This window comes from Flavobacterium flevense (assembly GCF_900142775.1).
GTDB lineage: Bacteria > Bacteroidota > Bacteroidia > Flavobacteriales > Flavobacteriaceae > Flavobacterium > Flavobacterium flevense.
The window spans coordinates 641,962-662,788 of record NZ_FRCC01000001.1; the positions used below are offsets into that span (position 1 = coordinate 641,962).

24 protein-coding genes are annotated in these 20,827 nt (G+C 33.9%); 13 read left to right on the top strand and 11 right to left on the bottom strand.

Annotated features, from left to right (window positions below; translation table 11 throughout):
- Positions 1-52 precede the first annotated feature (52 nt).
- From BUB89_RS02815 to BUB89_RS02840, 6 genes are all read left to right on the top strand, one after another.
- On the top strand, positions 53-637 hold the full coding sequence (locus BUB89_RS02815; protein WP_073241639.1) for a thiamine phosphate synthase: 585 nt from the start codon (positions 53-55) through the stop codon (positions 635-637).
- Positions 610-1,365 carry a hydroxymethylpyrimidine/phosphomethylpyrimidine kinase gene (locus tag BUB89_RS02820; protein ID WP_073241642.1) on the top strand — a complete coding sequence of 252 codons (756 nt, stop codon included), beginning with the start codon at positions 610-612 and terminating at the stop codon, positions 1,363-1,365. The genes BUB89_RS02815 and BUB89_RS02820 overlap by 28 nt, the downstream gene beginning before the upstream one ends.
- The gene (locus BUB89_RS02825; protein ID WP_073241644.1) at positions 1,358-1,990 is read left to right on the top strand and encodes a thiamine phosphate synthase; all 633 of its coding nucleotides are present in this window, start codon (positions 1,358-1,360) and stop codon (positions 1,988-1,990) included. The genes BUB89_RS02820 and BUB89_RS02825 overlap by 8 nt, the downstream gene beginning before the upstream one ends.
- Positions 1,977-2,747, top strand: coding sequence for a thiazole synthase (locus BUB89_RS02830; RefSeq protein WP_073241646.1), 771 nt, complete (start codon positions 1,977-1,979; stop codon positions 2,745-2,747). The genes BUB89_RS02825 and BUB89_RS02830 overlap by 14 nt, the downstream gene beginning before the upstream one ends.
- Before the next feature lie 111 nt (positions 2,748-2,858).
- A complete protein-coding gene (thiH, locus tag BUB89_RS02835; RefSeq protein ID WP_073241647.1) occupies positions 2,859-3,980 on the top strand; it encodes a 2-iminoacetate synthase ThiH in 1,122 nt (373 codons plus the stop codon).
- A gap of 26 nt (positions 3,981-4,006) precedes the next feature.
- Positions 4,007-4,717, top strand: coding sequence for a HesA/MoeB/ThiF family protein (locus tag BUB89_RS02840; RefSeq protein ID WP_073241649.1), 711 nt, complete (start codon positions 4,007-4,009; stop codon positions 4,715-4,717).
- 89 nt (positions 4,718-4,806) lie between these two features.
- Here BUB89_RS02840 and aat read toward each other — a convergent pair whose 3' ends face one another.
- Positions 4,807-5,442, bottom strand: a complete 636-nt coding sequence (gene aat, locus BUB89_RS02845) for a leucyl/phenylalanyl-tRNA--protein transferase (RefSeq protein WP_073241651.1) — start codon at positions 5,440-5,442, stop codon at positions 4,807-4,809.
- Positions 5,443-5,530: 88 nt separating this feature from the next.
- On the opposite strand from aat, the gene BUB89_RS02850 reads away from it, so the two are divergent.
- The gene (locus tag BUB89_RS02850; RefSeq protein ID WP_073241653.1) at positions 5,531-6,262 is read left to right on the top strand and encodes a phosphatase PAP2 family protein; all 732 of its coding nucleotides are present in this window, start codon (positions 5,531-5,533) and stop codon (positions 6,260-6,262) included.
- Between the two features lie 52 nt (positions 6,263-6,314).
- Here the strand turns inward: BUB89_RS02850 and BUB89_RS02855 are convergent, their stop codons facing one another.
- Positions 6,315-6,680 carry a DUF3127 domain-containing protein gene (locus BUB89_RS02855; RefSeq protein WP_073241654.1) on the bottom strand — a complete coding sequence of 122 codons (366 nt, stop codon included), beginning with the start codon at positions 6,678-6,680 and terminating at the stop codon, positions 6,315-6,317.
- 313 nt (positions 6,681-6,993) lie between these two features.
- Here BUB89_RS02855 and BUB89_RS02860 point away from each other — a divergent pair, with 313 nt between their 5' ends.
- Positions 6,994-8,142, top strand: a complete 1,149-nt coding sequence (locus BUB89_RS02860) for a sensor histidine kinase (RefSeq protein ID WP_073241655.1) — start codon at positions 6,994-6,996, stop codon at positions 8,140-8,142.
- A gap of 3 nt (positions 8,143-8,145) precedes the next feature.
- Here BUB89_RS02860 and BUB89_RS02865 read toward each other — a convergent pair whose 3' ends face one another.
- The 3 genes from BUB89_RS02865 to greA all read right to left on the bottom strand — a co-directional run bounded on the left by BUB89_RS02865 (position 8,146) and on the right by greA (position 10,430).
- Complete coding sequence (locus tag BUB89_RS02865) at positions 8,146-9,336, bottom strand: transglutaminase domain-containing protein (RefSeq protein WP_073241656.1); 1,191 nt, start codon at positions 9,334-9,336, stop codon at positions 8,146-8,148.
- Between the two features lie 134 nt (positions 9,337-9,470).
- Complete coding sequence (locus BUB89_RS02870) at positions 9,471-9,860, bottom strand: HIT family protein (protein WP_073241657.1); 390 nt, start codon at positions 9,858-9,860, stop codon at positions 9,471-9,473.
- A gap of 93 nt (positions 9,861-9,953) precedes the next feature.
- The gene (gene greA / locus BUB89_RS02875; protein WP_073241658.1) at positions 9,954-10,430 is read right to left on the bottom strand and encodes a transcription elongation factor GreA; all 477 of its coding nucleotides are present in this window, start codon (positions 10,428-10,430) and stop codon (positions 9,954-9,956) included.
- A gap of 161 nt (positions 10,431-10,591) precedes the next feature.
- Between greA and BUB89_RS02880 the strand changes: the two genes are divergently transcribed.
- Positions 10,592-11,011, top strand: a complete 420-nt coding sequence (locus BUB89_RS02880; RefSeq protein WP_073241659.1) for a Rieske (2Fe-2S) protein — start codon at positions 10,592-10,594, stop codon at positions 11,009-11,011.
- Positions 11,012-11,067: 56 nt separating this feature from the next.
- Here the strand turns inward: BUB89_RS02880 and BUB89_RS02885 are convergent, their stop codons facing one another.
- From BUB89_RS02885 to BUB89_RS02905, 5 genes are all read right to left on the bottom strand, one after another.
- On the bottom strand, positions 11,068-13,242 hold the full coding sequence (locus tag BUB89_RS02885) for a TonB-dependent receptor (RefSeq protein WP_073241661.1): 2,175 nt from the start codon (positions 13,240-13,242) through the stop codon (positions 11,068-11,070).
- Between the two features lie 264 nt (positions 13,243-13,506).
- On the bottom strand, positions 13,507-13,908 hold the full coding sequence (gene arfB, locus BUB89_RS02890; protein WP_073241663.1) for an alternative ribosome rescue aminoacyl-tRNA hydrolase ArfB: 402 nt from the start codon (positions 13,906-13,908) through the stop codon (positions 13,507-13,509).
- A 4-nt stretch (positions 13,909-13,912) separates the two neighbouring features.
- Positions 13,913-15,529, bottom strand: coding sequence for a DUF4301 family protein (locus BUB89_RS02895; protein ID WP_083552432.1), 1,617 nt, complete (start codon positions 15,527-15,529; stop codon positions 13,913-13,915).
- Positions 15,530-15,536: 7 nt separating this feature from the next.
- Complete coding sequence (pnuC, locus tag BUB89_RS02900; protein WP_073241665.1) at positions 15,537-16,187, bottom strand: nicotinamide riboside transporter PnuC; 651 nt, start codon at positions 16,185-16,187, stop codon at positions 15,537-15,539.
- A complete protein-coding gene (locus tag BUB89_RS02905) occupies positions 16,188-16,922 on the bottom strand; it encodes a phosphoglycerol geranylgeranyltransferase (RefSeq protein ID WP_073241668.1) in 735 nt (244 codons plus the stop codon).
- Positions 16,923-17,014: 92 nt separating this feature from the next.
- Here BUB89_RS02905 and BUB89_RS02910 point away from each other — a divergent pair, with 92 nt between their 5' ends.
- From BUB89_RS02910 to BUB89_RS02920, 3 genes are all read left to right on the top strand, one after another.
- Positions 17,015-17,611: a Crp/Fnr family transcriptional regulator gene (locus BUB89_RS02910; protein WP_073241670.1), complete on the top strand. Its 597-nt coding sequence runs from the start codon at positions 17,015-17,017 to the stop codon at positions 17,609-17,611.
- 81 nt (positions 17,612-17,692) lie between these two features.
- Positions 17,693-17,974, top strand: coding sequence for a hypothetical protein (locus BUB89_RS02915; protein WP_073241673.1), 282 nt, complete (start codon positions 17,693-17,695; stop codon positions 17,972-17,974).
- Between the two features lie 2 nt (positions 17,975-17,976).
- Positions 17,977-18,369: a group III truncated hemoglobin gene (locus tag BUB89_RS02920; RefSeq protein ID WP_073241675.1), complete on the top strand. Its 393-nt coding sequence runs from the start codon at positions 17,977-17,979 to the stop codon at positions 18,367-18,369.
- A 186-nt stretch (positions 18,370-18,555) separates the two neighbouring features.
- Here BUB89_RS02920 and BUB89_RS02925 read toward each other — a convergent pair whose 3' ends face one another.
- Positions 18,556-19,191, bottom strand: coding sequence for a 4'-phosphopantetheinyl transferase family protein (locus BUB89_RS02925; RefSeq protein ID WP_073241678.1), 636 nt, complete (start codon positions 19,189-19,191; stop codon positions 18,556-18,558).
- Positions 19,192-19,476: 285 nt separating this feature from the next.
- Here BUB89_RS02925 and ahcY point away from each other — a divergent pair, with 285 nt between their 5' ends.
- Complete coding sequence (gene ahcY / locus BUB89_RS02930; RefSeq protein WP_073241680.1) at positions 19,477-20,793, top strand: adenosylhomocysteinase; 1,317 nt, start codon at positions 19,477-19,479, stop codon at positions 20,791-20,793.
- Positions 20,794-20,827: the final 34 nt, after the last annotated feature.

A 20,827-nucleotide genomic window follows, 5' to 3' on the forward strand; every position in this document is an offset into this window, starting at 1 on the left:
TGACTTCCAACTTCCAACTCCCCACTTCTAACTTCTAACTTCTAACTTAAAAATGATAGTCATTTCCAATCCAATTGCGATAGCAAACGAAATCAATACCATTCATGCTCTTTTTGAAGAAGGAATGGAATTATTTCATGTTCGAAAGCCAAATTATTCCGAAACAGAAATAAAAGATTTTGTAGCTACAATTGGATTGGAATATAGTCAGAAACTGGTTTTGCATAGCCATCATCATTTAGCCGAAGATTTAGGAATAAACAGAATTCATTTCACTGAAAAAGCCAGAACCAATCCTATCAGGGTTTCGAACCCTGATAGGATTATTTCAACATCAATTCATTCGATAAATGAATTTAATTCGCTTTCAAACCACTATGAATACGCTTTTTTGAGTCCTGTTTTCTCTTCCATTTCAAAGGAAAACTATGCTCCAAAAACAGATTTATTCGAAGAAATTAAAAAAAGAACCAATTTCAATACCCAACTGGTGGCTTTAGGAGGAGTTTCGGCAGCCAATGTAAAACAGACTTTAGAAAAAGGTTTTGATGCTATAGCACTCTTAGGAACTATCTGGAATTCAGAAAAACCGATTAAAAATTTCATATTATGTCAACAAATCGTCCATTCGTTTTAAGTATCGCAGGTTTTGATCCTTCGGCCGGAGCAGGTGTTTTGGCTGATATAAAAACATTCGAACAACATAAAGTATATGGGTTTGCTATAAATACAGCCAATACCATCCAGACCGAAGATAAATTTGTTGCCATCGAATGGACCACTATTGAGTTTGTGTTGCAATCTATCCAAACATTATTTGATTCCTATGAAATCAAAGCAGTAAAAATAGGTATCATTCCCAGCTTAGAATATTTAAAATCGATTGTTTTTTTGATAAAAAGGCTTTCGCCAAAAACAAAAATTATTTGGGATACAGTTTTAAAATCAACCACTGAATTTGACTTTTTAAACATCCAAAACCAAAACGATTTGATTATTATTTTAAAAGAAATTGACTTGATTACACCTAATTACAATGAGATATTAAAATTGTCTTCTGAGAAAAAAGATGCTAATGCTATTGCGGGTAACTTGTCATACCGTTGCGCAGTTTTACTCAAGGGCGGTCATCGTCAGGAAGAAATTGGTGTTGATTATTTATATATAAAAAATGAGTTCCTAAAGCTTTCAACGGATGAAAATTCACTTCCTGAAAAGCACGGTTCCGGTTGCATTTTGTCATCAGCTGTTACAGCTAATCTGGCATTAGGACAAGATTTAACAACTTCTTGCCGTTATGCTAAAAGGTATATCGAAAAATACCTCAAATCAACCTACAATTTAATTGGATATCATTATGAATAAGAAATTACAATACATCTCGCAAGGACAAACAAGTGAAGAGCAATTAGACAATATTCGAAAAGCACTTGAAGGTGGCTGTGACTGGATCCAGCTTCGGTTTAAAAATGCGCCTGAATTGCAATTATATACTTTAGCAGAATATGCAAAAAAACTATGCGACGTGAACAATGCCACTTTTATAATTAACGACAATGTTAATTTAGCTAAAGAAATCAATGCTGATGGTGTTCATTTAGGGCTGTCTGACATGAAAGTGGAGGAAGCCAGAGCCATTTTAGGCCATGAAAAAATCATTGGAGGAACAGCTAATACCATTGAAGATGTTTTACAAAGAATTGAAGAAAGCTGCGATTACATTGGGCTGGGACCTTTTCAATATACTGCAACGAAAGCTAATTTAAGTCCGATTTTAGGACTGGAAGGCTATGCTTCCATCCTCAGTAAACTAAATGCTGAAAACATCAAAACCCCTATTTATGCCATAGGAGGTATTACTTTAGAAAACACCGATAATATCCTGAAAACAGGAATACACGGGATAGCTGTTTCAGGATTGATTACAGAAAGTAAAGACCCCGAACAATTAATTAATGATTTAAACAAAAAATTATATGCTGCCATTTAATATTGGAGATAAAACTTTTGAATCCCGCTTATTCTTAGGAACAGGAAAATTTGGTTCGAATGTGCAAATGGAAGAAGCCATTTTAGCATCCGGAAGCGAACTGGTAACTGTTGCCTTAAAACGTGTTGATTTAGAAACCGAAACCGATGCGATTTTATCCCATTTAAAACACCCCCGAATCAATTTATTACCCAATACATCAGGTGCCAGAAATGCAAAAGAAGCTGTTTTTGCAGCACAATTAGCCCGGGAAGCTTTGGAAACAAACTGGCTAAAACTGGAAATTCATCCGGATCCAAGGTATCTTTTACCGGATCCAATTGAAACTTTAAAAGCCACCGAGGAATTAGCTAAACTGGGGTTTATTATTTTGCCTTACATTCATGCTGATCCGGTTTTATGCAAAAGATTAGAAGATGCAGGAACAGCAGCTGTAATGCCATTGGGTTCGCCTATTGGTAGTAACAAAGGATTAAAAACGATTGATTTTCTGGAAATTATTATCGAACAAAGCAAAGTTCCTGTGATTATTGATGCGGGAATTGGCGCGCCTTCTGATGCTGCAAAAGCAATGGAACTGGGTGCTGATGCTGTTCTTGTAAACACTGCCATAGCAGTTGCCGGTAATCCAAAAATGATGGCTGAAGCTTTCAAAGAAGCTGTTATCGCTGGAAGAAAAGCATACGAAGCTAAATTAGGACAGCAATACAATCAGGCTGTAGCCTCGAGTCCTTTGACGGCTTTTTTATATGAATAATCCTCTCCCCGACCCTCTCCGAAGGAGAGGGAGACGGAATCGAAATACTTTGTATAGAGAATAGAAATACTTAACACAAAGCTTTGTGCCCTTTGCGGTAAAAAAAATCCAATGACAAACTTCAAACACACATTCGAGCAATACAATTGGAATGAAATTCAATCCAAAATTTACGCTACTACAGCTAAGCAGGTAGAACAGGCATTAGCTAAATCCAAAAGAAATCTTGATGATTTTTTGGCGATGATTTCCCCTGCGGCACAACCGTATTTGGAACAAATGGCACAGATAAGTCATGAATTAACCAAGAAAAGATTTGGAAAAACCATCCAGATGTATGCTCCGCTATATTTGAGTAATGAATGCCAAAACATTTGCACCTATTGTGGTTTTAGTCTGGATAACAAAATCAAACGCAAAACACTGACCGATTCAGAAATAAAACTCGAAGTCGAAGCCTTGAAAAAAACTGGGTTTGACCATGTTTTACTGGTAACCGGTGAAGCCAACTATACGGTAAATATTAATTATTTCTTAAACGCGATTGATCAAATTAAAAAGGATTTTTCGATTATATCTGTAGAAGTACAACCTCTTTCTCAGGAAGAATATGAGCGATTGCATGAAGCGGGAGTATATTCCGTTTTAGTATATCAGGAAACGTATCATCAGGAAGTGTACAAACAGTACCATACAAAAGGTAAAAAATCTAATTTTGATTTCCGTCTGGACACGCCTGACCGAATTGGGAAAGCCGGAATTCATAAAATAGGTTTAGGAGTTTTATTGGGATTGGAAGACTGGCGAACAGATAGTTTTTTCAATGCTTTGCATTTGGATTATTTACAAAAGACCTATTGGCAAACTAAATATTCGGTTTCCTTCCCTCGATTACGTCCTGCCGAAGGAATCATCGAGCCAAATTTCATTATGGATGATAAAGATTTAACCCAATTGATTTGTGCGTATCGATTGTGGAATGAAGATTTAGAAATTTCGATTTCAACCCGGGAAAACGAAAAATTCAGAAACAACATTATCCCTATTGGAACCACAAGCATGAGTGCTGGTTCAAAAACCAATCCGGGTGGCTATGTGGTAGATCCGCAATCACTGGAGCAATTTGAAATTAGTGATGAACGGTCTTCTTTCGAAATGGCATCCATTATCAAACAAAGAGGATACGAAGCCGTCTGGAAAGATTGGGACAGAACTTTTGATTTTAAATTTTAGATTAACGATTTTAGATTGCAGATGTAATGAGCATTATACAAGACTTTTTAAGATACAATCGTCAGGTAATTTTACCTGAAATTGGCGAAGCAGGACAGGAAAAGTTAAAAAAAGCGAAAGTTCTTGTTATCGGAGCTGGCGGTTTGGGCTGCCCTGTTTTACAATATTTAGCTCCCGCCGGAGTAGGAACTATTGGCATTGTAGATTTTGACACCATTGAAATTCACAATTTACACCGCCAGATTTTATATACCGAAAATCAAGTGGGTTTATCGAAAGCATTAACAGCTAAAGAAACCGTTGAAAAACTAAATCCGTTAATTGCTGTTCAGGCTTTTGAAGAAAAATTAACGGCTGAAAATGCAGAGAAAATTATAGCTGATTTTGATATTGTTGTTGATGGTTCGGATAATTTCAGTACGCGTTATTTAGTCAACGATACTTGTGTAATCCTGAAAAAACCTTTGGTTTATGGTAGTATTTTGGGGTTCGAAGGACAAATTGCTGTTTTCAATCATCAGGGAAGTAAAAATTTACGTGATTTATTTCCGCAACCTCCTAATCCTAAAGATGTACCTAATTGCAGTTTTAATGGTGTTTTAGGGACTTTACCGGGAATGATAGGAACGATGATGGCACACGAAACTTTAAAACTAATTATTGGGTTACCCGGTTTGAAAAACGAATTGATTTTGTATAAAACCTTAGATTGGAGTTTTGTGAAGTTAACATTCTAGTCTTTCAGAACACCGATTTGAGAAATTCAATAAATCTAAAATCCTTTGTGAACCTTTGCGAAAAAACTTTGTTGACTTTGCGGTTAATGTCATTTTTGAAGTATTTCCATAAATTCTTCTCGTTCGATTTCGCGACAGCCTAAACTTTCCAAATGAGAATTATAAACCTGACAGTCAAGCAGTTTGTAATTCTCTATTTTTAATTGGTTTACCAAAAAAATAAAAGCCACTTTTGAAGCATTCGAAACCAAAGAAAACATACTTTCTCCACAAAAAACATGACCCAAATCAACCCCATACAATCCACCGACTAATTTATCATCCTGCCAAACCTCAACTGATTTGGCAATTCCTAAATCATGCAGTTTACAATAAGCTGCAATCATATCATCGGTAATCCAGGTTCCGTTTTGCCCTTCCCTTTTTACATCTTGACAATTCGAAATGACTTCTCTGAAATTTTGATTGTAAGTCACTTTGAAAATATTTCTGTTCAAAATATTCCGCATGCTTTTAGAAATCACCAATTCACCCAGAAATAAAACCATCCGTGGATTTGGTGCCCACCACGTAATAGGTTCACCATCTTCAAACCATGGAAAAATTCCGCTTTTGTAAGCTAATTGCAATCGCTCGGGAGATAAATCACCTCCTAAGCCAATAATACCTGAAGAATGAGCTAAATGAACCGGCGGAAAAAATAAATCTTCGGATAAATAATACATAACTTTTTATTCTAAAAGGATATACTCTTACATTTGACAAAAGTAATTTACTTTTTGGTTACCTTAATAAACTTCCAATTTTATTTACATGAAAAAAATATTGTTAGTAATAATGCTCTTTTTTTTGATTTTAAAAACACAGGGACAAGCACTGGATTCTGTCGCTAATCAAAAAAAGCTGACTTATAAATCATTCATTATCCCTGCTGCCTTAATGGGATCGGGAGTTTTATTGCTCAACAGTCAACAAAATAAAGACATTCAAAAGGAGTCTGAATCTTTTTTCGGATCCAGTTTTAGTACCGGAGCAGATAATTTTACCGTTTTTGTTCCTTTAGTACAAATGTACACCGGAAAACTTTTAGGATTCCAGCCAAAAAACACTTTTATGCATCAGACTATTGATGTGGTTACTGCCAATACTATTAGTTATATTGTGGTTACAGCCGTTAAAAATTCGGTAAAAGCCCATCGTCCTGATGGTTCTGATCGATTGAGTTTTCCTTCAGGGCATACAGCCATTGCTTTTACACATGCAACGCTTTTATATCAGGAATACAAAGATTCTAATTTCTGGTATGCCAGCAGCGGGTTTGTATTTGCAACTGCTACGGGGATATTGCGTGTGGCTAACAACAAGCATTATACTTCAGATGTTTTAACAGGAGCCGGAATTGGAATCGCTTCCGGAATTTTAGTTTCTTATTACAATCCGTTTCAAAAACTTCTTTTGGGGAAAAAGAATAAAACTTCGGCATTTGTTTATCCTCAATTTGGAAACCAACTTGGAATTGGCGTTCTTATAAAACCTTCCTTTTAAAGCATAAAAAAAGCCCTGAAATTATCAAGGCTTGTCTTCTATATGTTTTGAATTAAAACGGTAAATCGTCCGGTTCGTCTTCATTTAAGTTTGTTGCTGGTGCAAAAGCGGGAGCAGCAGGCATTGGTGCAGCAGGAGCTTCAGTAGCCAGTTTTTCAATTCTCCATCCCTGAATACTGTTAAAAAATCTTGTTTCTCCTTGTGGATTAACCCATTCTCTTCCTCTTAAATTGATTGAAACTTTTACAGGCTCTCCGATAGAATAGTTATTCAATAAATCACATTTGTCCTGAGTAAACTCGATCAAAATATGTTGCGGATATTGCTCATCTGTAGTAACAACTAATTCTCTTTTTTTAAATGATGCACTAACTTGTTGTTCCGGATTAACAACTCTAATTTTTCCTGTAACTTCCATCTTCGTTATTTTAATTGTTATTGATTATTATTTTTCCAAAAGCACTTCTAAATCAGAAGTATATCATTTTCATTTAAGTCTTTTAACTTCAGAAATAAACTTTTTCACAGAAAAATATTTAATATACAAATATAGTAACTTCTTTTAACCGATAATAATGTTTGTTTTACAATTTCTATTTTAATTTTTAATTCTTTGATCAACAGTTCTATTTGAGCACTTTCAAAGGTTTTACATTCGTTTATAAAACTTAAAAAAAAACTAAAATAATAGAAGGTATATTTCGTTATATTTATACTCCAAAATATTACGTATGCAATTTTCTGACAAAAGAAATACCGGACGATGGATTCTTGTTTTTGCTTCCTTTTTCATCATTTCGATCATTCTTTGGAATACTTATACTTTTTTTCAGATTTTTAAGAACGAGGAACGTCTAAAAATGAACCTTTTGGCGAAAGCCCAAAAAACGCTTATTAACGCTGATGAAAATACGGATGTTGAACTTCCGCTTCAGATTTTTAACAACAATAATTCGATTCCGGTTATTCTTACTGAAAATGACAGCATCATCAATACAATCAACATTGACGAAAGCATTGTAAAAGACAAGGAGAAATCAATGGCTTTTTTAGCTAACCTAAAAAAAGAAAATGAACCGATTATTATTGAATATGCTCCTGATAAATTCCAAAAATGGTATTATGGAAACTCGGCTTTATTGAATAAACTAAAATATTATCCTGTAGCTTTGCTATTGATTATTTTCTTGTTTTCGGCCTTAATTTATTATTTCTACCGAAGTACTAAAATCGCTACTCAAAACAAACTTTGGGCCGGAATGGCTAAGGAAACAGCCCATCAGATAGGAACACCACTTTCTTCCTTAATTGGTTGGGTCGAAATTTTGAAAAGTGAAAATGTAGATGAAACGACGACGTCTGAAATAGAAAAAGACATTGACCGCCTGCAAACCATAACCGATCGTTTTTCTAAAATAGGTTCGGAACCCATTTTAGAAAGGAGCGATATTATTAAAGAAACTTTGCAAACCTATCACTATCTTCAATCGCGTTTTTCCAAACAAATTGAATTTTCATTCGAAAGTCCAAAATCATCTATTTACACCATGCTCAATCCTGTGTTGCACAGCTGGACTATTGAAAACCTGATTAAAAATGCCATTGATGCCATGAAAGGCAAAGGAAAAATTGCCGTTTTGATACAGGAAGATTCTGTTTATGTAAAAATAAACGTTTCTGATACGGGCAGCGGAATCTCTAAAAAACAATTCAAAACCATTTTTGAACCCGGATTTACTACTAAAAAAAGAGGTTGGGGATTAGGGCTTTCCTTAACCAAGCGAATTGTAAAAGAATACCATAAAGGAAATATTAAAGTCTTACATTCTGAAATAGGAAAAGGTACCACGATGCAAATTAGCCTTAAAAAGCTGATTTAAATGCTATTTAATTTTTGACACCACTTTGTAAAACATTGCTTTTCTGGAGGCAGCAGGTTTAGCCAGATAAGCATTTACAAACTGTAAATATTCTTCTGATTTCTCTAACCTTTTAGAAATTTCCTGTTTTAAATTATCGATATTCGTTTTATTGAGGCTATTGGCATCTTTTTCAAAATCCACAAGAGCTTTTTGGCATTTTACTAAACTATCTCTTGGTTCTTCGATTTTTCTTTTGATTTCCTTATCGGTAACAACAGGCTGAAATTGTTTATTTCTATAATTGATAAAATCGTTCAACTGTGTGTTTGCCTTATTAAACTGATTGATGATTTCAGTGAATTTATTTCCTTTTTCACGTTCACTTTGATTTCTCCAGGCTGATTTAGCATGTACAAAAGCCTGAGAAATATGTTGATTTTTCATCCCTCCTTTTCCAATTCTGTCAGCTACTTCCTTTAGCTGATCAATCTTGGGCAGGCTTTCATATCTTATTATTTCATTAGCAAAATCAAATTTTTGTTTAGCATCATCGCCTGCATAAACACCTTCAATAAATTCCTGATTGGTAATAGGATACTCTCTCAACTGCCATAAATAATCAAATGGCATGTGTGTATTTATCATTATTTCAGGATCTGTTTTAAAATGTTTATCGTCAATTCGTCTGGTAAACATGCCATTAGTAACATAACCGGAACCCCAGGTGGGATCAAATAAATACCATTTATTATCTATTCTGGCTGCATTCCAGGCATGAGATAAATTATCTACTTTTATTTTGTTCCATTTGGTATAGCCCGAAATCACTACTGATTTTATGCCGACAGCATTAGCTAATTGACTAAAAATATTCGCATAATCAAAACAAACTCCTTTTTTATTATTAAATGTTCTGGCAATGCGATCCTCCAGTTTTTCATCAAATTGTACTTCAAACATATTATCAACATCATAGCTGATTGTCTTGGTAGTCCAATAATATACGGCACGAATTCTATCCGATTCTGTTTCAAAATTACTTTTTATATATTGGCTAATCGCATCTATTGATTGCTCTAAATCAGCTGGCATTTTATCCATCTTAGCATCAACCAAATCATAATTTTTCTGGGGTTTCTGGTTTTTTTGTTTCTTTTGTGCCAAAACAAAAAAGGAACAAAAACAAAAAAACAATAAGAGAATATTTTTCATATAAAAAGTTTGCTGTACAAAATCAAATATATAAAATAAGATAATTCATAATTATTTTATTTGATAAAAAAAAAATCGTTTAAAGAAATTCTCTAAACGATTCATACTACATTATTATTGGGAAACTACTAAAACTATAAATTAGCCCTGATTTCCTGAGCCAGATTCTCGAATTCTTCTTTGCTCATTTGTACTTTTTTCTGAAAGCGAATATCTTCCATACTGTTTAACGGAATCAAGTGAACATGGGCATGAGGCACCTCTAACCCGATAACTGAAATAGCTATTCTGTTACACGGAACAGTTTTTTCTATTGCCTTAGCCACTTTTCTGGAAAAATGCATTAATCCCAAATAGTGCGCTTCATCCATATCAAAAATCTTATCGATTTCAAATTTTGGGATACACAACGTATGCCCTTTTGCATTGGGATTGATATCTAAAAAAGCAAAATAATTATCGTCTTCAGCAATTTTATAAGATGGAATTTCTCCGTTTACTATTTTGGTGAATATTGAGCTCATGGGAATGATTTTAGAATTTAGATTTAAGAGTTTAGAATTGAGAAAACTGAAAAGAGTTTAAAATTTTCTAACTGAAACACTAAATACTTATAACTAGTCTCTTGAAATTTCTAAAACCTCAAATTTCAAAACACCGTTTGGTACTTTAATTTCGGCAACTTCTCCTATTGATTTCCCTAATAGTCCTTTCCCTATTGGAGAAGTAACAGATATTTTTCCTGTTTTTAGATCGGCTTCACTTTCGGCAACTAAGGTATATTTCATTTCCATACCATTAGCCTGATTCCTGATTTTCACACTTGACAACACCAAGACTTTTGACAAGTCAAGGTTAGACTCATCAATCAATCGGGCATTAGCATGAATTTCCTCCAGTTTGGCAATTTTCATTTCTAACATTCCTTGAGCTTCTTTGGCAGCATCATATTCTGCATTTTCAGATAAATCACCTTTATCTCTTGCATCTGCTATATCCTGAGATGCTTTAGGTCGCATCACTGTCTTTAAATAATCTAATTCTTCTCTTAATTTTTTAAGTCCTTCTGCTGTGTAATAAGATACTGTACTCATAACTTCATCATTTTATAAAATAGAAAAAATCCCATCGTGACGGGATTTCTTTCCACAAAGATAATATATTTTTTTATAGTGTATAATTATATGTTAACCATTATTATTTCAAATGTAAATAAATTAAATTTGTTTCACTAATTCTTTTACAAATTAAAAACATGAAAAAAATCATCCCGCTTTTACTAATGAGTTTTTTGTTTTTTTCCTGTTCCGATAATGGGTTCAATAATAACAATCCTTATATTCCCAACTATAATTTTTCGGTAACTTTAAACTTGAGCTTTGCCTCTTATTCCAACCTTAATTTTGTGAGTAATGCTGTTTATTATGCCGGTCCTGAAGTAGGACCTAAAGGTATTTATGTATTTAATACCGGCTCGGGCTATAATGCCTTTGATGCAGCCTGCCCTAATCAGGCACTGAGCAGCTGTTCCACATTAACTCTGGACGGAATTAACGTAGTTTGCCCCTGTGATGATGAAGAATACAGTTTGTTCACAGGTCAGGGAAAATTAAAGTATCCTTTGAAACAATATCGGGTTGAGAAAAATGGAAATCTCTTGAGAATATACAATTAAAACAAAAAAGCCTGAAAATTTAAAACTTTCAGGCTTTTTAAAATATAAACTACAAATTAAAACTTCAGGGTAAGACCGGCCAGGAAATTAGCCCCGGCTTGTGGATAATAATACGGATAAACATCCCACATATATCCATTTGAAATGTATTGCTTATTGGTAATATTATTCGCTAATACACTTACAACAATAGATTTAAAAACACTTTTTGGCAAAATGGTATAAGTAACATTAAAGTCATTCACAAAATAATCTGCCAGTTTAGCGTCCGGCAACTCTATGTTGTTCATGTATTGACTACTCACAAACTTAGACATTAAACTCAATCGTAAAGATTCCACTGGCGAAAAAGTTACAATATTCCCTGCTATAAATTCAGGTGAAAAAGCAATATCAGTATTACCTAAATTGGTTAAATCCCCATCTACATCAGCAATAAAATCAACATTTTTATTAGTACTTAGTGTGGCATTTGGAGCAATAGTCCATTTATCAGAAAGCCTTAAAGTGGCATCAATCTCCAGTCCTAATCTATAACTATCACCACTATTTTGTCTGATTGGGCTTCCTACATCATTTAATCCTCCGGTTAAAACCAATTGGTCTTTGTAAGCCATGTAATAAACATTCGAATTAAATTTTAATTTTTCAGTACTTAATCTCCATCCTAATTCAAAATCATTTAATCTTTCAGGTTTTACATTTCCGCCTTCATAATCAGTCCTGTTGGGTTCACGATTGGCTCTGGCATAAGAAAAATAAAGAGTGTTTTTTTGATTAATTTCAAAGTTCAAACCTGCTTTTGGGTTAAAGAAATCAAAAGTATCATCTACTAAACCTGTTTCCCAGCTATTCGCTTTATAAGTAACATTTCTATATTGCAAATCTCCGAACAAACTTAGTTGCGAAGTCAGCTGGTAATTAACTTTTGCAAAGATATTTCCATCTATTTTTGTCGAAAAATCATCATAATAATGATCTCCAAGTTCACTTTGCGAAGCATATCTTGCCCAAATCACTTTTCCATAATGATCTCCTTCATATTTGTTCCAGCCTCCGCCAAAAATGAAACTTACATTCTCATTTTTATAATTAGCCGAAAAAGTTGTTCCGTAAAAATCATTGTCTAACCATTTTTGACGTACTAAATCAGTTGTTGTTATTGAACCCACCGGGTTTAAACCATAATCTTCAAAGTCGGCATCTTCTTTGTAATTTTCATAATAGCCTTTTCCTTTAGTATAATGAAAAGCTAAGTTCGTATCCCAATTATCAGATAATTTCTCGTTCCAGTGCAATTGATAATGATCCTGCTGATAATTATCGGTTTCATTATCATAAAAACGAGTGTTTCCGGCTTCGTCTGTAAACATTCCGGCCGAATTAAAAGTTCTGTTATCAGCCATTGTTTCAGCATCGATTCCGTTCCAGGATTGGTACGTTTTTTCTGTTCCTCCAAAGGCTAATGCTTTAATCAAAGTGGTCTTCCCTACATAAGTTCCCTGTAAAAAATAGGACTTTAAATCAGAACTTGCTCTGTCAATATATCCGTCAGATTTCAAAACAGATAAACGCCCCGCTAATTCAAAATGGTCGTTCATTAAACCGGAACTAAATTTCACGGTATGTTTGCGTGTATTAAAACTTCCGAAAGAATTAGAAATTTCGCCGGTACTTTTCTTAGCATAATTATCAGTCAACATATTCAGACTGGCTCCAAAAGCTCCCGCTCCATTAGTTGAAGTCCCTACACCACGCTGTAATTGTAAACTTTCTACAGAAGAAACAAAATCAGGCATATTAACCCAAAATGTTCCCTGACTTTCAGCATCATTATAAGGAATTCCGTTAATAGTAACATTGATTCTGGTTGCATCGCTACCACGAACACGAATTCCGGAATAGCCTATCCCGTTTCCGGCATCCGAAGTAGTAACAACCGAAGGCATATAATTCATCAAAATGGGAATATCCTGTCCTAAATTGCGTGGAGCGATATCTTTCTTAGTTAAATTAGAAAAACTCACGGGGGTTTTTGTGGTAACACGAACAGCTGAAACCAATACTTCATCCAATTGATTCACATTGGTTGTGTCTTTTACCTGAGAAAAAGAAAACAGAGTAAAGAAAATAGAAAATAGAGTAAAGAAAATAGATTTGGTTCCGACAACATTTCGAACCTTAGAACCTTTGTAACTTTGTGTCTTAGCACCTAAAATAAAAGTTTTCATCCGTAATTATTTTACGAATAAAAGGGGGAATTATTCTTTTTGTTAATGTAATAAATTGTTCCACAAATAAATCAATAGTTTTTTGCTACTAATTTATCGTTTTTTCCCTTAGCAACATTACTTGCTCAGGTTCGTTGGGTATGATCTCAGCTCGTTATTTAGAGCACCCCTTTGAGACGGTGCAAAGATAGAAAAGAATTAAGATAAAAAAATTAAGAACAAAGATTTTAATTTTCTTCTTCCTTAATTTTATAAATCCTGATACTAAAAGTCGGGTTTTCTACGAGTTTTCTTTATTTCCGAAATATTCTTCTTGTCTTTGATTCGTTTTTTAATAACTGATTTAGGCACTTTGGTTGCTTTCCGGATTTTAGGAACAATCAATGCTTTTTTAATTAGTTCCAAAAATCGTTTGGTAACTATTTCTTTGTTTTTAAGTTGGCTTCTGTCTTCATCACAATTCAGAATCAAAACTGCATCGGTAGTCAACCTTGACGAAAGATTTGTTTCTAACAACGTTTTTTCTTCCTCTGATAATGCCTGCGAATTTTTCAAATCAAAAGACAGCACCACTTTAGACGAAACTTTATTTACGTTTTGTCCGCCAGCACCACTACTCCTGACCGCTTTATACTGTAACTCTGATATAATTTTCTGAATCTCCATCTTTTTAAGACTGATGCGCTTCTTTTAATAAATCATTTACCGTTTTTACCGGATTAAAAGTAATCAAAGGCACCTCTACAAAAACAGTCAGCCAGTTTGCCATTGCTCCGTTCCACAATCCTGGCAATTCATAGCTTTTAATATCTTTTCCCAAATAGTTTTTCTGTACAATAAAGCCACTATTTTCATCTACAAACTGGTGTAAATTAAACTTTTCATTCTTATAATTTTTCGTAGCACATACTAAATCTACAGGATTAAAATGAGTTGCATGTTCCATGATTTTAACTTGCTTCTTATCATCTAAATCTACCTGTGAAGACTCTACAATTTGCAACGAAACTTCTTTTTGTTCATTTTTCACCCAGAACGGTCCTCCGCCTGGCTCTCCTTCATTTTTAACCATTCCGCACACTCTTATTGGTCGGTTTAATATTGATTTTAATATTTTGATTTGGTTTTCAAATTTGTATAAATCAAAATCTGCTTTGACTTCTATATTCAGTTTTTCCTTCAGGAAGACTATGATTTCATCTATTTTATGATCTGTAGCAGTAAAACTGTCAATTAAATGCAGGCAGGCAAATATTTGTTGTTGCAATTCTAATAAAATGCCGGCTAAAGCTTTTTTATATAATGCTATTTTTTCATTGTTGTGAAGAATTACATTGTCTATATTTTTGATAAAAATAATATCGGCATCAAGCTTGTTTAAATTTTCTAATAAAGCCCCATGCCCTCCGGGTCTAAAAAGCAATTCACCATTTTCCTTTCTAAAGGGTTTATTATTCATGGACACAGCAATAGTATCCGTTTTTTTATCCTGATAGGAATAGCTAACTTCTATACTGGTTTGAGTTTCCTTTTCTACTTTATCTCTTACATTGTCTATAATTTTCTCAAAATCAATTTGATGCGCTTCTGAAACTGTAAAATGCAGATGGGATTTATTATTAGTACTGGAATAATAACCGCATTCATATAAATGTTCCTCTATAGGTGTAGCAATTGTAGTGGCATATTTGTGAAAAGGTAAAATCCCTTTAGGCTTAGAGGCAAAATCAAAATACCTGGCATCCAACATGAATTTTATAAAATAATAATTTTTATAGTCTCTGGTAAAAGAATCAAAATCAGGAAACTCTTCCTTTATTTTTTTATGAATTGTCTCAAAAAACGGCAACTTCTCCATTCCAATAATAAAAACAGCCAGTTTATTTTCCTTTTTTCTGTTGATATAGGCATTTATAGTTTCTTTCTCTATATCAAATTCGTTCAGGAATGTTGTCAGGAATTTAAACATTCTGCTGGCTGCTCCTGAGGCAGGAACGAATTTTAATAACTTAAGATTTGTTTTATGTTCATCAAAAAAACTTGCTTTTTCAACAAATTCTTCATCGGTTAATTTTAAAATCCCATTTCCCACAGTTGCAGCTTCCATTAGCTCCATCTTTGCAATTCCTTTTTTAAAAATTGCAAGTTGCTTTTTAATATCTTCTAATAAAACTCCGTGTTCATTGATTTGTTCAAAATCCTGCTCAGAAAATCCCATACTTTTAATTTTATTTAAATCATTAATTGATTTAGATTTTTCAAACGTAGCAACAATTATCTCACCCATGTAATGATTATAAACTATTATTATTTAAAAAAGCTTCCTGATCAGACTCTTTTTTATTTAAAATTTCTTTCCATTCTAAATAACCATATACCGCCAGAACTGTAAAAATCAAATATTGCAGAGAGGTAAAAGTATATCCTTTAAAAAAATACAAAGGTATTGAGATAAAATCTCCTACAATCCAAAAAATCCAGTTTTCTATTTTCCGTTTTGCCATCAACCACATTCCTACAAAAAAGACTGCGGTTAAAAAGGTATCTATATAATTGAACCAGTTAATAAATTTATCAAAATACTGGTACACCAGATACACAAAAACTAAAGTTAAAATAAAAATAACAAATGCCGCCTGTTTTTCTTTTTTTGTTATTCGGGAAACAGGAAATTCTTCCACATCGCCTTTTTTTCTTGTCCAATGGTACCAGCCATAAATACTCATTATAAAATAATACCCATTAATCATAGAATCACCCAGCAATTCCCATTTCCATAATAAATAAGCATAAATAAAAGTGCTTATCAAACCTGTGGGAAAAACGAGAATATTGTCTTTTTTAGCAAACCACACACTGGCTAGTCCAAAAAAAACACCGATTAATTCCAATGCAATTTCTGAAGCCGGATAATTAGCATATTGTGCGAAAAAAAAATCTATCATTTATAATTTTATTTGAGCATTAAAAAAATCAGCATCTTTTTCGAAAGCAGTTCCTATAACAACCAGATCAGCTCCGGATTGATACGCTTTTTCAATAGCTTCTAACGTTATAATTCCGCCACCTACCAGTAATGGAATTTGGATGTTTTTAGCAACAAATGCTATCATTTTTAATGGAACAGCCTGTTTGGCACCGCTTCCGGCCTCAAGATAAATTAATTGAGATCCTAGCATTTCACCGGCCTGAGCGGTATGCAACACTAATTCCGGGTTGTTTCTGTCCAATGGTCTTGTTTGACTAATGCGTTCCACAGCCGTTTCGCATCCGCTTTCGATTAAAATGTAGCCAGTAGAAATAATTTCGAGCTGAGTTTTTTTTAAAATCGGTGCTGCTTTTATATGATGTTCAATTAAATAATCCGGATTTCGTCCTGACAATAACGATAAAAACAAAATCCCATCAGCATGATTCGATATCTGAGATGGGTGTCCCGGGAAAAGCACTATTGGTAAAACACAATTTTGTTTTATTCTAATAATCAAATCGTCTAAAATATTGCTTTCTACTTGGCTTCCGCCAATAAAAACATGCGTTGCCGGCGATTGATTTATCTTGACAATCAAACTGTCTAAACTTTCCAAAACTATTTTATCGGGATCTAAAAGAATGGCTAATAATTTTTTATTTGCCATTTTAGCTGCCTGTATTTCCTGATAGATTGTTGTTTTTTCCATGAGAATGTAAAAGTAAAAAGTTTTTATCGCCAAAGAACCATTTTGAAACAATTATATTTGTTGGTCTTTTTAAGACTTATAATTTCTTTATCATGATTGCTTTAGTAGTACTCGAAGAATTTGGCGGAACAAAAAAACACTTTAAAACTGGGGATCTCATTTTTAAAGAAGGTAATCAGCCCCTGTATTATCATCAAATTATTTCAGGCGAAGTAAAAATGAATAATTTCAATGATGAAGGCAAAGAATTTATTCAGGGAATATTTTACAAAGATCAATGTTTTGGAGAACCACCCCTTTTTACAGATCAGGTTTATCCGGCTAATGCTGTTGCAGTAACTGATTGTGAAATAATTACAATCACAAAAGACAAGTTTCTGGAATTACTGAAAAATAATCCGGATATTAGCTTAAAGGTGATTAAAAACCTTTCGCAACGGCTGTATTACAAATCGGTTATGGCAGCCGAAATTTCTTCTCAGGATCCGGAACATCGCGTATTACGACTAATTGATTATTCTATCGAGCAATTTCATTTTAAAAAAGAAAATGCCGGTTTCCTGATTAATTTCACCCGACAGCAAATTGCCGATTTAACAGGTCTAAGAGTAGAAACGGTGATAAGAGCCATAAAATCATTAGAAAAAAAAGGCGATTTAAAAATTATCAACAGAAAAGTATACCGTTAAAAAAGTTTTTGTTTTATGATTTTAGTCATAAAACCGAGGTGTTTTATCGTGGTAAATTTGTACTAATAAAACAAATATATCATGACACTTTATAACACAACATTCGAAAATTTCAACAAAAGTTACATCGGTTCTGCTACTATGGCAATAATTGGGCAAAGCTGTCTGGGAGCGACAGCGGCAATGTGTATACTTGCTAATGGAACATCATTAACTCAAATGGCTCAACTGGCAATTATTGTATTTGCTAATATATTTGCCAATACTTCTATCCTGGCTCAGCTAAGTCATAAAACGGTTTTCAATTTAATCCTTAGTAGTGTATTTTTAAGCGTACTATTAATTATTGTGAATAGTTTATAATTATGAGAAAACAAATAGAAAATAGAGCTGATGTCAATTTTTTAGTACATCAGTTCTATGCTAAAATAAGAGCCGATGAGGAAATTGGTTTTTATTTTAATACGATGATAAAAGATTGGGATGCTCATCTTGAAAAACTTACTGATTTTTGGGAGACTAATTTGTTTGCGGTTAAAAAATACAAAGGAAATCCGCATGCGGTACACAATGAAGTAGATTCGCATTTTGAAGGTAAAATTACTTCAAATGAATTCGGGATTTGGCTGAATTATTGGTTTCAGACTTTAGAGGAATATTTTGAAGGCGAAAATGTGGAAATACTGAAAAGAAGAGCTCGTAAAATGGGAACTTTTTTAATGGTGAGCATGTATGAAAACAGGGCTAAAAAGGTTTAGGAATACTGATTTGAGCAATTTTAAAATCTCATCTTTAAATATGGCACGCAGATTTTTTTTGGAACACTGATGGAAGAAATTTGAGAAATGTATAAAAAATCTTAGTGTAACTTTGTGCTCTCTTTGTGAATCTTTGCGAAAAAACTTTTCTCTCTTTGCGAGTCTCTGTGGATCTTAATTCTTGTGTTAAAAAGCCTCCAAAGCATAGACTAAAGTAAAGTCTTCCATTTCTTCAAAATGAATATTAAATTTTGTTTCCAAACCGTTAAAATTTAAATTTGCAGTAGTCTGCACTTGATTTAAATTGAATTCGTTCACTGTAATGTGATCTTTAAAACTGATTCCTTTTTCGTTTCTGATTTTAAAAATGGCTTCTTTGGCTCCCCAGATTATTGTGAGTTTTTTTATGTATTGGGCTGTTTTTTGGCGGTCTAAATATTGAAATTCGGCGTCACAGAATTTATCGGCAATGCGAATAATTTTTTCTCTTTGTAGTTCGATATCGATTCCTACGGTTTCATTGCTTATAATAATGGATGAAAAATGATGGGAATGGGTAATGGAAATGTGTTTTCCGTCCTGAAGATAAGGCTTCCCAAATTCATCGTAATGTAAATCAAAATCAGTATAACCCGCTTCGTTTAACAATTTACGAACACTGAGAAATCCCCGTTGATGCAATTGGGATTTCATAGCGGTAATCCGGGATTGACATTTAGGATTCAGACTGACTTCTGCAAACAATTGTTCATAGGATTCGGTAATCTTCCAAATATAGATAGCAGTTGCTGAATTAAATTGTATTTTCTTGTATAAAGGCATTCTCTTGAGTTATGAATTATGAGTTATGAGTTTTCTCTCTTAACCCGGATGTCTTTCTAGCCCCGGTAGAAGCGGCATCCTTTTTATCCTTTCTTTAAGGATAAAAAGATAGAGCGGATGACGGGAATAGCTTCTAAAAATAATTACGCTTTACTAAAATAAAATTATTCAGTTAATATTCAAAAGATTAAGACATTAAACATTTCATAAATGTTTGTGAATCCTTTTTAAATAATAAGTTATTACGTAAATTTGCAAAAATTTTACAATACAAATATACTATAAATGAGTACAACGACTACGCCTTATGTGGCTTTCAAAGTAAAAGACATTTCCCTGGCGGCTTGGGGAAGAAAAGAAATTGAATTGGCTGAGGCTGAAATGCCGGGTTTAATGGCGCTTCGTGCTGAATATAAAGATGAGCAACCGTTGAAAGGTGCCCGTATTGCGGGATGTTTGCACATGACAATCCAGACTGCTGTTTTGATCGAAACTTTAATAGCCCTTGGTGCTGAAGTTACCTGGTCTTCTTGTAACATTTTCTCTACTCAGGATCAGGCTGCTGCTGCAATTGCTGCTGCCGGAATTCAGGTGTATGCCTGGAAAGGTCTTGACGAAGAGTCTTTTGACTGGTGTATCGAACAAACATTATTCTTTGGTGAAGACAGAAAACCATTGAATATGATTCTTGATGACGGTGGAGATTTGACTAATATGGTTATTGACCGTTTCCCGGAATTGGTTCCCGGAATTAAAGGATTATCTGAAGAAACTACAACCGGAGTTCACAGACTTTACGAAAGAGTAAAAGCCGGAACGTTGCCAATGCCTGCAATCAACATTAATGACTCTGTTACTAAATCTAAATTTGATAACAAATACGGTTGTAAAGAATCGGCTGTAGATGCTGTTCGTCGTGCAACTGACTTGATGCTGGCTGGAAAAAGAGTTATCGTTTGCGGATACGGTGATGTTGGAAAAGGAACTGCTGCTTCTTTCAGAGGTGCAGGATCTATTGTAACTGTTACTGAAATTGACCCAATTTGTGCTTTACAAGCTGCAATGGACGGTTACGAAGTTAAAAAATTGAATACTGTAATTGCTAATGCTGACATCATCATTACTACTACAGGAAATAAAGATATCGTTCTTGGAGAGCACTTCGAGCAGATGAAAGACAAAACTGTTGTTTGTAACATCGGACACTTTGATAACGAAATTGATATGGCTTGGTTAAACAAAAACCACGGTGTTTCTAAAATCGAAATCAAACCTCAGGTTGATAAATATACCATAAACGGAAAAGATATTATCATCTTAGCCGAAGGTCGTTTAGTAAACCTTGGTTGTGCTACAGGTCACCCAAGTTTTGTAATGAGTAACTCATTCACCAACCAAACTTTGGCACAAATTGAATTATGGAAAAACAGTGCTGCTTACAACAATGACGTTTACATGTTACCAAAACATTTAGATGAAAAAGTGGCTGCTTTGCACTTAGCGAAATTAGGCGTTGAACTTGAGGTTCTTCGTGACGATCAGGCTGCTTATATTGGTGTTGATGTTAAAGGTCCATTCAAACCAGAATATTACAGATACTAGTATTAAGCTTTTAGTACTAAGTATTAAAAATAGA